The organism is Arthrobacter sp. yr096 (genome assembly GCF_900108925.1).
Lineage (GTDB): Bacteria > Actinomycetota > Actinomycetes > Actinomycetales > Micrococcaceae > Arthrobacter.
In genome coordinates, this window is the sequence record NZ_FNYI01000008.1 from 129,234 (window position 1) to 142,262 (window position 13,029).

14 protein-coding genes and 1 pseudogene are annotated in these 13,029 nt (G+C 63.0%); 2 read left to right on the forward strand and 13 right to left on the reverse strand.

Annotation, left to right across the window (positions count from 1 at the left end; genetic code table 11):
- Positions 1 to 11 precede the first annotated feature (11 nt).
- The 3 genes and pseudogenes from BMY91_RS18910 to BMY91_RS18920 all read right to left on the reverse strand — a co-directional run bounded on the left by BMY91_RS18910 (position 12) and on the right by BMY91_RS18920 (position 1,482).
- Positions 12 to 254, reverse strand: a complete 243-nt coding sequence (locus BMY91_RS18910; protein ID WP_090824734.1) for a type II toxin-antitoxin system RelE family toxin — start codon at positions 252 to 254, stop codon at positions 12 to 14.
- A gap of 25 nt (positions 255 to 279) precedes the next feature.
- Positions 280 to 435 (reverse strand): annotated as a pseudogene (locus tag BMY91_RS23530) (hypothetical protein); the annotation flags it as partial.
- A 15-nt stretch (positions 436 to 450) separates the two neighbouring features.
- Positions 451 to 1,482, reverse strand: coding sequence for an LLM class flavin-dependent oxidoreductase (locus BMY91_RS18920; RefSeq protein WP_090824735.1), 1,032 nt, complete (start codon positions 1,480 to 1,482; stop codon positions 451 to 453).
- A gap of 163 nt (positions 1,483 to 1,645) precedes the next feature.
- On the opposite strand from BMY91_RS18920, the gene BMY91_RS18925 reads away from it, so the two are divergent.
- Positions 1,646 to 1,930, forward strand: coding sequence for a helix-turn-helix domain-containing protein (locus BMY91_RS18925; RefSeq protein ID WP_177179958.1), 285 nt, complete (start codon positions 1,646 to 1,648; stop codon positions 1,928 to 1,930).
- Positions 1,930 to 3,237 carry a type II toxin-antitoxin system HipA family toxin gene (locus BMY91_RS18930; RefSeq protein WP_090824740.1) on the forward strand — a complete coding sequence of 436 codons (1,308 nt, stop codon included), beginning with the start codon at positions 1,930 to 1,932 and terminating at the stop codon, positions 3,235 to 3,237. The genes BMY91_RS18925 and BMY91_RS18930 overlap by 1 nt, the downstream gene beginning before the upstream one ends.
- 7 nt (positions 3,238 to 3,244) lie before the next feature.
- On the opposite strand, the gene BMY91_RS18935 is transcribed toward BMY91_RS18930, so the two are convergent.
- Genes BMY91_RS18935 through BMY91_RS18980 form a run of 10 tightly spaced genes read right to left on the reverse strand, consistent with a single transcriptional unit; the run spans position 3,245 to position 12,987 of the window.
- Positions 3,245 to 3,721, reverse strand: a complete 477-nt coding sequence (locus BMY91_RS18935) for a heme-degrading domain-containing protein (RefSeq protein ID WP_090824741.1) — start codon at positions 3,719 to 3,721, stop codon at positions 3,245 to 3,247.
- A 3-nt stretch (positions 3,722 to 3,724) separates the two neighbouring features.
- The gene (locus tag BMY91_RS18940; protein ID WP_090824743.1) at positions 3,725 to 4,747 is read right to left on the reverse strand and encodes a Gfo/Idh/MocA family protein; all 1,023 of its coding nucleotides are present in this window, start codon (positions 4,745 to 4,747) and stop codon (positions 3,725 to 3,727) included.
- A 4-nt stretch (positions 4,748 to 4,751) separates the two neighbouring features.
- Complete coding sequence (locus BMY91_RS23220; RefSeq protein ID WP_256212831.1) at positions 4,752 to 5,645, reverse strand: TolB family protein; 894 nt, start codon at positions 5,643 to 5,645, stop codon at positions 4,752 to 4,754.
- A gap of 3 nt (positions 5,646 to 5,648) precedes the next feature.
- Positions 5,649 to 6,650, reverse strand: coding sequence for a sugar phosphate isomerase/epimerase family protein (locus BMY91_RS18950; protein ID WP_090824745.1), 1,002 nt, complete (start codon positions 6,648 to 6,650; stop codon positions 5,649 to 5,651).
- Position 6,651: 1 nt separating this feature from the next.
- On the reverse strand, positions 6,652 to 7,848 hold the full coding sequence (locus BMY91_RS18955; protein ID WP_090824746.1) for a Gfo/Idh/MocA family protein: 1,197 nt from the start codon (positions 7,846 to 7,848) through the stop codon (positions 6,652 to 6,654).
- Between the two features lie 21 nt (positions 7,849 to 7,869).
- Positions 7,870 to 8,991, reverse strand: coding sequence for a Gfo/Idh/MocA family protein (locus BMY91_RS18960; RefSeq protein WP_090824749.1), 1,122 nt, complete (start codon positions 8,989 to 8,991; stop codon positions 7,870 to 7,872).
- Positions 8,988 to 9,734 (reverse strand): sugar phosphate isomerase/epimerase family protein, encoded by a 747-nt coding sequence (locus tag BMY91_RS18965; RefSeq protein WP_090824751.1) that lies wholly within the window; start codon positions 9,732 to 9,734, stop codon positions 8,988 to 8,990. The genes BMY91_RS18960 and BMY91_RS18965 overlap by 4 nt, the downstream gene beginning before the upstream one ends.
- 58 nt (positions 9,735 to 9,792) lie before the next feature.
- Positions 9,793 to 10,686, reverse strand: a complete 894-nt coding sequence (locus BMY91_RS18970) for a carbohydrate ABC transporter permease (RefSeq protein WP_090824753.1) — start codon at positions 10,684 to 10,686, stop codon at positions 9,793 to 9,795.
- The gene (locus BMY91_RS18975; protein ID WP_090824755.1) at positions 10,686 to 11,645 is read right to left on the reverse strand and encodes a carbohydrate ABC transporter permease; all 960 of its coding nucleotides are present in this window, start codon (positions 11,643 to 11,645) and stop codon (positions 10,686 to 10,688) included. Before BMY91_RS18975 ends, BMY91_RS18970 begins: the two co-directional genes overlap by 1 nt.
- 13 nt (positions 11,646 to 11,658) lie before the next feature.
- Entirely contained in the window at positions 11,659 to 12,987 is a 1,329-nt protein-coding gene (locus BMY91_RS18980) for an ABC transporter substrate-binding protein (protein WP_090824756.1), read from the reverse strand.
- Positions 12,988 to 13,029 lie beyond the last annotated feature (42 nt).

Below are 13,029 nucleotides of genomic sequence, written 5' to 3' on the forward strand. Positions count from 1 at the left end.
CGGACGCTCACCTAGTGCTGGTAAATGTCCTGCCTGTGGCCCATGGCTACCACCAAAACAATGAGCTGTGCGTCGCGGATCTCATAGATGATCCGATAGTCACCAGTCCGGACGCGCCAGTCTCCGCTGCTTCCGGAGAGCTTCTTTGCCCCGGGAGGATGAGGTGTTTCGGCGAGGATTTCGATGGCGGCCTGAATGCGCCGGCGTGCTTCCGGTGGCTGCGCGGAGGTCGTTGAGCTCCTCAGCTGCCTCAATCAGCTTGGCGAGATCTTCCGCGTCGATTAGTGCTGCCACTCGGCGGCCACGGCGCAACAAATACACCGGTTCATGGCTTACTCGTGCCGTGTCAACCGCTTCGGAAAGTCGGCTCCTGGCCACGGTGACTGTCATCTCGGTCATAGTGCGATTTTTAGCGTCGAGCGCTGAAATGTACATAAAGGCGCTTTTGGCTCAAATGCTCGCTTTCCACCCCAAGGCTGGCCCCAATTTTCCTGCGATGTCAGTGAGGATCTGCACGTAGTCCTCGTGGTCAAAGCTGAAGGGCAGCGCGAACGCCACCTCGTCCACTTCCTGGAATCCTGCGTGTGAATATAGTTGCCCGGCGATTTCGTCGCTGGTGCCTATGAGATCCCGGGCAAACATCATGCCCTTCGGTCCCTGCGGGGACTGTGTGCGGGGAGTGCGTTCATCGACGTACCGCTGGTACTTCTCCCGTTGGTGGCTGGAAGCAGAATCTGTGGGGATGACTACCAAGCCTTGCGATGCCCGGGCGGTGTTGCCGGCTGCGGCGGCTGCGTCGCGGTACGCGCGGATCTGCGATTGCTGGACCTTGGCGAAGTCCGGTTCCTGGTCCTTGTCCGGGAAGATCACGCTGCTGGAGAGCAGGTTGAAGCCGTTTTCTCCGGCCCAGACGGCCGATTTCATGCTGCCCGCCCCGTACCAGAGGCGGCTGCGCAGTCCGGGGGAGTGCGGCTCCACCCGATTGGAGAATTCCTCCACCACACCCTGTTTGCCGGAGAAGTCCCGGACCTTTTCGCCAGCTACCAGGCGGGCGAAGCGTTCCACGCGGGCGTATGAGAAGTCCTCGGTTGCCAAGGAATCCGGGTACAGCTCATGCTTCACAGTGTCGTAGTGCATCGGTTCGCCCACGCTCAGCCCCGGGTTGATCCGTCCGCCTGTGAGCAGGTCCACGGTGGCCAGGTCTTCTGCCAGCCGCAATGGGTTTTCCCAACCCAGCGGGGTTACCGCGGTTCCGAGCTCAATCCTTGACGTGCGCTGGCTGGCGGCGGCCATGACGGCTACCGGGGAGGAGATTCCGAACTGCAAATGACGGTGCCGGAGCCAGGCACTGTCGAACCCCAGCTGCTCACCTAGCTCGATGATCTCCAGCGTGGACCGGTGGCCGGCAGCCGGATCAGCAGCGTCGAACAGGCCGATGGTGAGAAAGCCAAGCTTGCGGAGGGGCTGTTCGGGGCGTGGCATGGACGTCCTTCGGGTTGGGTCGGCAGTTAGTGCCCAGAATAGGTGCCCATACCGGAGATGACGGCGGGAGGTTACCTTTTGTGATGGGAGCGGGCAAGCTATCACCCCTTCATAAGGTAGCTATTTCATTGCTTTAAACCACTTAATGCCACAAAATAGATACATGAACAGCAGAGATGCCATGCGTCGTCTAGGGGAGAATCTGCGAAGCCGACGAATAATCCTCGGCTTGTCGCAGGAACTTGTCGCCGAACGTGCTGACCTTTCACGGCCGACGCTCATGCGCATGGAAACCGGCGAGGGCGGAAAAATCGAACACTTGATGACCGTTGCGTCTGTGCTGGGTGTTGCTGAAGATCTTATTGGTGCTTTGGACCCCCTGAATACAGATCTTGGTAGGGCGCGGGCGCACCTGCTGAGCAGGCAGCGCGCCCCCAGGAGGAACTAATGGCTGCCCGAATCATCAGGCGCGTGGAGGTGCTGGTCAACGAGTCCGTGGCTGGTGTGCTGGACATTGAAACGGACGGGCTTTCTCCTCGCGAGCGCGTCGCGTTCACCTATGCCGACAGCTGGATGTCCGCTGCAGAGGCCTTCGAGGTTTCCCCGGAGCTACCCCTTCGGCGCGGCCCTCAGCGTCCCACCCAAGGCCGCGAGCTGTTCGGGTCCTTTCAGGACGCCTCCCCGGATGACTGGGGCAGAAAGCTGTTGTACGAAGAACTGCGCCAACAGGCTCTCATTGAGGGAGCGGGCCGCATTCCGCCCACGGGCGAAGCGGGCTACCTGTTGCTGGTCAACGATGAGACCAGGCAGGGCGCGCTTCGCTTCCGGGAGGACGGGAAATTCCTGTCGTCGTGGGGCCGGGGTGCAGGAATCCGCGACTTGAAGGTGCTCAGCGAAGAGGCCAGACTTTTCGCTGACACAGGCGAGGTCAGGGAGGAGAATTCCTTGCTGATGGGTGCCGGTTCCTCGCCCGGTGGTGCTCAGCCAAAAGCCTGGGTTCGGGACGACGACGGATCCATGCTGCTGGCAAAGTTCCCGAAGACATCGGACGTCGGCAACGTGCAACTGTGGGAAATGGTAGCCATCAGGCTGCAGCAGCGGTCAGGCATTAGGGTCGCCGAGTCACGGCTTATGCCACTTTCGGAATTTTCCCATATCTTCCTCACCCGGCGGTTTGATCGCGACGGTGACCGACGCATCCCGTACATGAGTGTGCGCACGGCTCTCCAACTCGACACGTACTCACACCCTGATTACGTGAAAATCGCCGCTGAAGTGGCACATATCTCTGCAGAACCTGTTCAGGATGCCAACGAGATGTTCAACCGAGCCGCTCTCATCGCTATGGTCAACAACACCGATGACCACATGAGAAACCACGGGCTCCTGCGAACCAAGAGAGGCTGGCGCCTGTCACCGTCGTTCGACGTGAACCCGGTGCCGGCAGGTACATCAGATACACCCCTCACCCCACAGGGCGGGCTCTTCGATAGGGACGTGCGGGATCTTGTGGACTTCTCCGATGCTTTTCGGCTGACCCGGGACGCGGCCATTGCTCGGCTGCGGCAGGTCGCCAGCGCCGTATCTCACTGGCGGGACGAGGCCCTCAGCCTGGGAGCTGAACCTGATTCCCTTGCCTACATGACCAAAGCCTTCGAAGGTGAGAATGCCAAGCGGGTGGCGTCCTTGGCTCCTGCCCCGGCCGTGATGGACATGGGAGGATCATCCACGATCCACAGATTCCGCTCGCCTTGAGCTCTCCCTAAAGCCCTACCGTCTTCAGGTAGTTCCGGATCCCGTCCACCACCATCTGGTGGTCTTCATCGGACGTCAGCCCGGATACGGTGATCGCGCCGATGACGCCTGCTCCGCGGACGCGGATGGGGAACGATCCTCCGGCCAAGGTGTAGTCCTCATGCGCAAGCCAGCCACCACCCACAGGGCTGTGCCCGCGGGCGGCGAAATCTTCGGAGAGCAACGCTGTGCTGTGCTCAAACCTCAGCACGGATGCCGACTTGCGGCGGATCCACTCTTCCTGGTCTGCGGTGGCCCCCGGCAGGACGCAGCGGAAGAGCACGATGTTGTGGCGGCGGATATCGATCGCCACTCCGAACTCCGAAGCGATGGCGTGGTTGGCGATCAGCGAACCAAGCCGCCAGGCGTCGTGGTTGTCGAACGATGAAAAGACCAACTCTTCTTCCTGCTGGCGGAGTTCAGCGTGCCGCGGAGACTCAGTCATTGTTCATTTCCCTTCCACTGCAGCGTCAGCCTCGTAGCTCAGCCCGATCTGGCGGCGGATCTCATCCATTGCGGCCATGATGGCAACGGTCTCATCCGGCGGCAAGATGGTTCCGGCGGTCTCTCCTGCGCGGATCAGGCGTTCCAGCTCAGCAGCTTGGAATTGCATTCCACGGCTGCCGACGGGCTGGTCATACCGTTCAACAACACTGCCATCAACGGCATGAACCGTGAACGGCACAGGGTTGTACCACGTGTGTTCAATGTCGATCCAGCCATCAGTGCCGATCACCATGGCCCGGTTGGCGCTGGCGGCGTCGAGCTCACAGTCCACCAACGCCTGGGCACCGTCCGCATACTCAAAGATCGCAGCGGTCTGCCGGTCCACTCCGGTGGCGGACATGGAGGCGCTGGCCCGGATTGCGGCCGGGGTGCCCAGGATGTCGAACGCGAAGGAGATCGGGTAGATGCCCAGGTCCAGCAACGCTCCGCCGCCCAGTGCGGGATCGTTCAGCCGGTGTGCAGGGTCCTGGGGGAGGCTCTGGTTGTGACTGGCCACCACTTTGCGGACTTCGCCGATGGTGCCGGCAGAGATGATGTCGCGAATCCGGATCATGTGCGGGAGGAACCGGGTCCACATGGCTTCCAGCGCGACCAGGCCCTTGGACTCGGCCAGATCCACGATGTCCTGAGCTTCGCGGGCGTTCATGGTGAACGACTTCTCCACCAGCACGTGCTTGCCCGCGTTCAACGCCAGCAGCGCGTTGGCGTGATGGAAGGGGTGCGGCGTGGCGATGTAGACCACGTCCACCAGCGGGTCTGCCACTAGGTCCTCATAACTGCCGTGCGCGGTGGCAATGCCGTACTGCTCGGCGAACCCCTTGCTGGAGTCCAGTGAACGGGACCCCACGGCCTGCACCGTAAAGCCGTTCTCCGTCAGGTCCTTCGTTTGGAGCCCGGCAATGAAGCCGGTGCCGAGGATTCCCCAGCGGATTGTTCCGTCGGAGGTGCCATTGCTGAGCGTCACGTGCTTAGTCCTTTGTTGAGTCAGAAATTGGGTACGCCACAAACGCAAAGCGCACGGAATCCGGCGACCAGCTGTTGACGTTGAGGGTACCTTGGCCGCCGAAAAGTGGCCATGTATGGAGGGGAGTGGTCCAGTCCTCGGTCGAAACGAGTACGACGTCGACAGGCAAGTCCGCGGGGTGGCCTTCCGTTCCGCTGGGGAACCGGATGTAGCTGGCAAAGCGGCCATCGGGGGAGAGATGCGGGAACCAGTCGACGGTATCGGACTCGAGCAGTTGCTCGAAGCCGCTGCCGTCGGTCCGAATTCGGGCAAGTTGGGCGTGGCCGGGTGCCGAGGTGAACGACTCACTGTTCAGGTAGAGCCACTTCCCGTCCGGGGAGTACTCCGGGCCGTCGCAGTGACCGGACCCGACATCAACGCGGGCGGTAGCGCCGCCGTCGGACGCTATGGTCATCAGGCCGCCCGGCTGCGTAAAGTCGCCCGCCTCGATGCCCACGTAGGCGAGTTCCTTGCCGTCCGGGCTGACGCCGTGAAGGAAATGGAAGGAGCCGTCGTCGTCCGTGATCCTGGTGGCGGGGCCACCGGACAGCGCGGCGCGGTAGATGTGGCCGTCGTTCGCGGAGAGGAAGAGGCTCTTTCCATCAGGTGCCAGGACGTGATCGTTATTGAGCTCAGGGATACAGGTGAGCGGAACTTCCACTGGATGACCACCAGTCACATCGAGCGTCCACAGCTTTCCGTCCCCGTTGAGGATCAGTGAGCTGCCGTCGAGGCTCCAGTTGGGTGCTTCGAAGAGGACGCCATCAGTGCTGTAGAGCAGCTCGGCCTGGCCAGTTACCGACGCGATCCACACCTCGCAGAACTGGCTCGGTTGAAGGGTTCGGATCGCGTCGGCCACAGGCTAGTCCTTGCTGCTGAAGGCTGCGTCGAAGGAGGTCTGGGAGGCAGGGAAGTCGAACTTCTTCAGCGCCGCGAGGGCTTCGGGGGCGCCGTGGAGGCGGTCCATACCGGCGTCTTCCCATTCCACGGAGATGGGTCCGTTGTAGCCGATGGCGGTGAGGGCCCGGAATGAGGATTCCCAAGGCACATCGCCGCGTCCGGCGGAGACGAAGTCCCAGCCGCGGCGGGGATCGCCCCAGGGCAGGTGGGAGCCCATCACGGTGTTCCGGCCGGTGGGGCGGAGCTTGGTGTCCTTGCAGTCCACGTGGTAGATCCGGTCCTTGAAGTCCCAGATGAAGGACACGGGATCGATGCCTTGCCACATGAAGTGGGACGGGTCCCAGTTCAGGCCGAACGCTTCGCGGTGTCCGATCGCTTCGAGGGTGCGGACGGTGGTCCAGTAGTCGTAGGCGATTTCGGAGGGGTGGACTTCGTGAGCGAAGCGGACCCCGCATTCGTCGAAGACATCCAGGATGGGGTTCCAGCGGTCGGCGAAGTCCTGGTAGCCGGCGTCGATGACTTTTTCGGGGACGGGCGGGAACATGGCGACGTATTGCCAGATGGAGGATCCGGTGAACCCGACCACGGTGTCCACGCCGAGCGCTTTGGCGAGGCGGGCGGTGTGTTTCATTTCTTCGGCGGCGCGTTGGCGGACGCCTTCGGGTTCGCCGTCGCCCCAGACGCGGGAGCCGACGATTGCTTCGTGGCGGAAGTCGATGGGGTCATCGCACACGGCCTGGCCTTTGAGGTGGTTGGAGATGGCCCAGACCTTGAGGTTGTACTTTTCCAGGATGGCGAGTTTGGACTCGACGTAGCCAGGCTCGTCCCAGCGCCAGGCGTCCAGGTGGTCTCCGGAGACGGCGATTTCCAGTCCGTCGTAGCCCCAGCCCGAGGCAAGGCGCGCGACTTCCTCGAAGGGGAGGTCGGCCCACTGGCCGGTGAAAAGGGTGTACGGGCGGGGCATGTCAGGCTCCTTCAGTAGTGGTTGCGTTGAGCTGGATCAGTGAGCTTTTGGCGGCGGCGGACTCTTCAATCGCTGCGAGGATGTGCTGGACGTTCAGGCCTTCCTCGAACGACGGCGACGGCTGGCTCCCGTCCCGAACTGCCAACAGGAAGTCCCGGATCTGGTGCGTGAACGTGTGTTCCCAGCCGATGATGTGACCCTGCGGCCACCACGCCTCGAGGTAGGGGTGTTCAGGCTCGTTGACCAGGATCCGCCGGAAGCCCTGTTCGCGGACGGGCACCGTGGCGTCCAGGAAGCCGAGTTCGTTCAGGGCTTCAAGGTCGAAAAGGATGGTGCCCTTGTCGCCGTAGATTTCGAGCTTGAGGGAGTTCTTCTGGCCCGTCGCCACGCGGGAAACCTCTACTGAGGCGATGGCTCCGGAGGCGAGAGTCAGCGTGGCCCAAGCGGCGTCGTCGACGGTGACATCTTCCAGCCCGCCGTCAGGGCCGGGGCGGCGGTCCACGAAGGTGTGCAGGCGGCCGGAGACCTCCGTGACGGCATCGCCCAGGAGGAAAAGGACCTGGTCAATGGCGTGGGAGGCGATGTCGCCCAGGGCGCCGGAGCCGGCGGTTTCCTTGCGGAGGCGCCAGGTCATGGGTGCCTCGGCGTCGGAGAGCCAGTCCTGGAGGTAGGCGGCGCGGACGTGCCGGATGGTGCCGAGGCGTCCTTCGGCGATGAGTTCCCGGGCCAATGCCAGGGCGGGGACGCGGCGATAGTTGAAGCCGATCATGGACTGCACGCCGTTGGCTCGGGCGGAGGCGGCCGCGGCCACCATCAACTCGGCCTCGCCCAAGGTGTTGGCCAGTGGCTTCTCCACCAGGACGTGTTTCCCTGCCGCGAGTGCCGCGATGGCGATTTCGGCGTGCATCCAGCCGGGGGCGCAAATATCGATGATGTGGATGTCGTCCCGTTCAATGACCGAGCGCCAGTCGGTGGCGGACTCGGCCCAACCGTACTTGGCGGCGGCCTCTGCCACCTGGGTGGCGTCCCGGCCGACGAGCACTTTCTGTTCGAAGGCCGGGACGTCGAAGAAACTGGCCACGTTCCGCCACGCATTCGAGTGGGCCTTACCCATGAAGGCGTAGCCGATGGCGGCCACGCCCAGTGGTTGACGCGTCTGGGCAGGCGTGTGGTCGGATGGGTGGGCGGGGGTGGTCATGTTCTAGTTCCTCGCTGATTCTTAGAGAGTGGCTGTTTCCGGTGCCCAGTCCTCAGGGACGGCAGCCGAAGCAGGTGCGTTGCTGATGACATCCACGAACGAGCCCGATTCCACGGATTCTGCGATCGAGACCATGCTGTCCAGCACGTGGTACGCGAGGTCGCCCGTGGCGCGGTGCGGGGTGCCGGCACGCAGGGCGCGGGCCATGTCCAGCACGCCCAGGCCGCGGCCGTTGGCCGGCCCGGTGGCAGGGATGATCTCCGGTTCTTCCGCGCCTGGACGCCACAACTTCAGCTCGCCGTCGAAGTAGTTCGGGTCCGGCAATGACAGCGTAGCCTCCGAGCCCGTGATCTCTACGAAGCCCATCCGCAGGCGCGGCGACTCGAAGCTGAACACGCTGTGCGAGGACTGGCCGCCCTCGAACTGCGCCATCGCGGACACGTGCGTCGGGACCTCGACGGCGAATTCCTCGCCGGCCTTGGGACCGGAACCGATCACACGGGTCGCCTTGGCGGAGGAGCCGACGGCGGCCACCTTGCGGATGGAGCCGAAGGTCTGGATCAGGGCCGTGAGGTAGTACGGGCCCATGTCGAACAGGGGACCGGCGCCGTGCTGGAACAAGAACGCCGGGTTCGGGTGCCAGGACTCCGGGCCGGGGGTCTGGAACGTGGTCATGCCGGTCAGCGGGGTGCCGATGTCGCCGCGCTCGATGATGCGGCGGGCCGTCTGAAGTCCGGCGCCCAGGAACGTGTCCGGGGCGGTGCCAAGGCGGATGCCGGCCGCGTCTGCAGCCTTGAGCAGGCCAAGACCGGACTCGCGGTCCAGCGAGAAGGGTTTCTCGGTCCACACATGCTTGCCGGCGTTCACCGCAGCGGTGGCTACTTCGACGTGCGCTGCCGGGATGGTCAGGTTCACGATGATTTCGACGTCGGGATGGTTCAGTGCCAGCTCGGGCTCACCGAACTCGGGGATTCCGTATTCCTTGGCCCGTGCTTCGGCGGCCTCGACGAAGAGATCTGCGATCACCAGCACCTTCAGGTCAGGGAAGACCGTGAGGTTGTCCAGGTACTGCTTGCTGATGTTGCCCGCGCCGATGACGGCAACGCCTACGGGGCCTTTACGGGTGGAGGGAGCGAAGCTCATGCCTTGGCTCCTTCTGCTGCGGCGTTGAGGTAGTTCAGGCTTTCAGTGATGCCCTGGAAGATGTCTCCGGAGTAGTCATCGAATTCCACCACGCCAACCTCCAGCGACTTGGCGGCGGCGATGACATCCAGCACCGGGATGGTGCCCTGGCCCGCGGGCTGCTGGGCCTTGGTATCGGTGTTCCCCGGGCCGTCCTTGATGTGGATGAGTTTCACGCGGTCGCCGAGCCGGGCCAGGAGTTCCACGGGATCCTGGCCGCCAACAGCTGCCCAGTAGGTGTCTACCTCAAGGACGAGTTCCGGATCCAGCAGATCCTCGAAGTACTCCAGGGCGGTCTTGCCCTCAATGGTGGACTCCAGTTCCCAGGCGTGGTTGTGGTAACCCACGCGGATACCGTATTCGGCGCCCTTCTTGGCAGCGGCATTGAGCTTTGCCGCCGTGCCCTGGATGGTTTCAGCATCCTGCCAGTGCTCAGCCGGGAAGAACGGGTCGATCACCGTGGTGATGCCCAGTTCCTTGGCGGCGGCGAAGATTTCATCCTGATCCTGGGTCAGCAGGGGTGCGTGCCCGGACGGAGCGGTCAGTCCGTTCTCCTTCAGCGCTGCACCGAGCTCCTTGGCCGTGGCCACGAAGTTGTACGGCTCAACCTGGGTAAATCCGATCTCGGCCACCTTCTTGATGGTTCCAGGCAGGTCCTCCTGGATGGCATTGCGGAGGGTGTACAGCTGGAGTGAATACGACATTGGGTTCCTTTTCGGGAGTGGGTGTTTCCGGGAATTCAGGGACTTGGCGCCAGTCTAGTTAGCGCCCGGCGAGGGATCCGCCGATGCCGCCGACGCTGAAGTACTTGTTCAGCGTGGCGAAGACGATGATCGGCGGGAGCATCATCACGACGGCCAGGGCCATCACGGATGTCCAGTCGGTGGCGTTCTGTTGGAAGAAGGATTGGACGCCCATGGGCAGCGTGAAGATCTCGTTGGAGCGGAGGAACACGATCGCCACGAGGTAGTCGTTCCAGGCCAGCAGGAAGGCGAAGATGGCGGTGGAGAGGATGCCGGGCAGAGAGTTGCGCAGCACAACCTTGGTGAAGGACCCGAACACCGAGCAGCCATCAATCCAGGATGCTTCTTCGAGGCTGATGGGGATGGAGTCGAAGTAGGCGGCCATCATCCAGGTGGCCACGGTCATGGTGGAGCCGACATAGATGATGGTGATGCCCAACAGGTTGTCCACCAAGCCCATGCCCGCGAAGAGGATGAACAGCGGGACCACCGAGGTGATGATCGGCAGGGACTGCATGACGAACAGCAGCAGCGAGTATCCGGAGACTGCCTTGGACCGTCCGCGGGAGAGGACGTAGCCGGCGGGTGCGGCCACTGCCACGGAGACCACCACTGTGGACAGCGTGGTGACCAGGCTGTTCTGCAGCCACGTTGCGGCCAGCGTGCCGTTGAAGACGTTGGCGAGGTTCTCGAAAGTGAAGCCGGTGGCCGTGCTGGTGGGTCCGGGGGTGAAGGCCAGGACGACGGTGACCATGATGGGGACCAGGACGATCACCGTGATGGCCAGGATCAGGACAAAGCGCCACCAGCGTCCGCGCATGCCGGCTTCGGAAAGGACCCGGCGGGTCTTGCCGGTGTCGGTGATGCCGAGGGCCGGGCCGGATTCGGGGTGGGCGTGGAGTACAGCGCTCATTATTCGACGCTCGACTTTCGGATCTGGCGGTACAGGATGACGGAGATGACCACCAGGGTCATGGTCATGAGGAAGGCGATGGCCACACCGGGGCCGGTAGCGAAGTCCTGGAAGACCGTGCGGTAGGCCAGGACAACCAGGGAGGTGGTGGCGCTGACGGGGCCGCCACCAGTGAGCAGGTAGATGGTGGGGAAGTCATTGACGCAGAAGATCGTCATGAGGATCCACGAGATGTACGTGGAGCGGGCAATCAGCGGCAGGGTGATCTGGGTGAACTGTTGCCACTTGGAGGCGCCGTCCATGCTGGCAGCCTCGTAGACCGTGGTGTCCACCGAGGCCAGGGCCGCGGAGATCATCATCATCATGAAGGGGAAGCTGACCCACACCTTGAACACCATCACGGTGATGGAGGCGAGCGTGGGGTCCGCCAGGAACAACGGAGTGCCCAGGCCCAAGCCCCGGAAGATCGAGGGAATGAGGCTGTCAGGAGTGGCAACCAACCAGTTCCACGCCGTGGAGGAGACCACGATCGGCACAACCCACGGCAGGAGCAGCAGGACCTTGAAGGTGTTGCCCGCGGGGATCTTGGTGCGCAGCAGGAGCGCCAGCCCCAGGCCCACAAGCCAGGACCCAAACACGCCAACAATGGTGAACCAGAGCGTGAACTGTGCTGCCTTCCAGAACGCCGGGGAGGACAGGACATTGGCGAAGTTTTCGCCGCCCACGAAGTTGCCGGTCTGGAGCAGGTCGCCGTCGTGGGTCGCCTGGACTGCGGCGTGGATCAGCGGGTAGCCGTGGATCAGGACCAGCAGGACCACTGAAGGTATGAGGAGCCAGAAGAACGTTCTGGTGGTCTGGGCGCTGAGCTTGCTCTTGCGCCCGGGGGAGGCCCCCGAGCCGCCGGGGGCAAGCCCCCGGCGGGCCCGGGACAGGCCTGATGGTGCGGTGGTTGATGACATGGCAGGTACCGTTCTACTTCTTCAGGACCGACTCGAGGCCGGACTGGAAGGTCTGCAGGGCGGTCTTGGCATCGGTTGCCTGGCCGGTCAGGATCGACTGGCTGAACTGGTTCAGTGCCTGGCCGCCGTCCAGGGCTGCGAGGTTGGCGTTGAGCGTGGAGCCCTGGGCAGCGAACGTCTTGGCGATGGGCTGCCAGTCCTTGACGATCTTGACGTTGTTCGGGTCATCTGCGAATTCGGGGATTTCAGTGATGGACTTGAAGACCGGGAGCGCGGACATGAGCTTCTGCTTCCACAGTTCCTTGAGCTGGCCCAGGTAGTACACCAGGAACTCTTCGGAAGCTTCCTGGGAGGGTGTGTTCTTGTACATCATGATGTTGTTCGGGAACACGATGGTGGCTTTGTCGCCGTGCGGGCCGGTGATGGGGTCTGCCACCAGCAGGTCGCCTGAGGTGTCACCCACGCGCTGCGGAACGTTGACCTGGAACAGGCCAAACCCTGCCTTGCCGTCCTTCCACTGTGCTGACATGTTGTCTGTGGTGTAGCTGACCGCGGCGGGATCCACGATGCCGTTGGAAACGAGTTCTAGGACGAATTCCATGGCTTCGACGTTGCGGTCATTGAGGAGGTCCAGCTCGCCGTCCTTGTTCCAGACGCCGCCGCCGTTGTTGACCATCATCATGATCATCGAGTGGTTGCCGTAGTTGTTTCCCGAGCCTGCACCGGTGGCGAAGCCGAACGCGCCGAGCTTCTTCAGGGCCTTACCGGCCTCCAACAGGGAAGGCCAGTCGGTGGGCAGTGCCACGTTTGCCTTCTCGAACAGGGACTTGCGGTACCAGAAGACGCGCATATCCAGCTGCCAGGGAACAGCTACGTAACCCTTGTCAGACTTGAACGGGTCCAGCACGCCGGGCAGGAAGTCGTCGAACTGGCCGTTGGACTTCATCTTCTCAATGACCTTGTCCGCGTAGGCGATCTGGCCCTGCTGCTCGAACTGGAATGCCTGGAAGCCGCCACCGGTGGATACTGCTGGGCCGGTCTTGGACGCGATGGCCGAGGAGAACGTCTGGTAGAAGTTGTTCCACTGGATGATCTGGTAATTGGCCTTGGCGTTGTTCGCTCCGGAGAAGCCTTCAGCGATCTTCTTCGCGGCGTCGTTGTACGCGGGAGTGGCCCACGGCATGTCCCAGAACTTGACCGTTCCACCAGCGCCACCTCCTCCGCCCTGTGTGGCTGAGCCGCCACCGCATGCGGCCAGCAGCGGCACTGAAGCTGCTGCCGCGGTCAAGCCGAGGAAGCCGCGGCGGGAGAAGGAACGGGAGGCTGCGGATTGAACATTCATAGTGATTCCTTTCGGGACAGGCAACGCAGGATGTGCGTATGT

Bases quoted from the DNA above. Each gene is read 5' to 3' on its own strand.
- BMY91_RS18925 (WP_177179958.1), top strand. From the start codon at position 1,646: ATGAACAGCAGAGATGCCATGCGTCGTCTAGGGGAGAATCTGCGAAGC.
- BMY91_RS18960 (WP_090824749.1), bottom strand. From the start codon at position 8,991: ATGAGCTTCGCTCCCTCCACCCGTAAAGGCCCCGTAGGCGTTGCCGTC.
- BMY91_RS18920 (WP_090824735.1), bottom strand. From the start codon at position 1,482: ATGCCACGCCCCGAACAGCCCCTCCGCAAGCTTGGCTTTCTCACCATC.
- BMY91_RS18965 (WP_090824751.1), bottom strand. From the start codon at position 9,734: ATGTCGTATTCACTCCAGCTGTACACCCTCCGCAATGCCATCCAGGAG.
- BMY91_RS18935 (WP_090824741.1), bottom strand. From the start codon at position 3,721: ATGACTGAGTCTCCGCGGCACGCTGAACTCCGCCAGCAGGAAGAAGAG.
- BMY91_RS18950 (WP_090824745.1), bottom strand. From the start codon at position 6,650: ATGCCCCGCCCGTACACCCTTTTCACCGGCCAGTGGGCCGACCTCCCC.
- BMY91_RS18980 (WP_090824756.1), bottom strand. From the start codon at position 12,987: ATGAATGTTCAATCCGCAGCCTCCCGTTCCTTCTCCCGCCGCGGCTTC.
- BMY91_RS18970 (WP_090824753.1), bottom strand. From the start codon at position 10,686: ATGAGCGCTGTACTCCACGCCCACCCCGAATCCGGCCCGGCCCTCGGC.
- BMY91_RS18930 (WP_090824740.1), top strand. From the start codon at position 1,930: ATGGCTGCCCGAATCATCAGGCGCGTGGAGGTGCTGGTCAACGAGTCC.
- BMY91_RS18975 (WP_090824755.1), bottom strand. From the start codon at position 11,645: ATGTCATCAACCACCGCACCATCAGGCCTGTCCCGGGCCCGCCGGGGG.
- BMY91_RS18955 (WP_090824746.1), bottom strand. From the start codon at position 7,848: ATGACCACCCCCGCCCACCCATCCGACCACACGCCTGCCCAGACGCGT.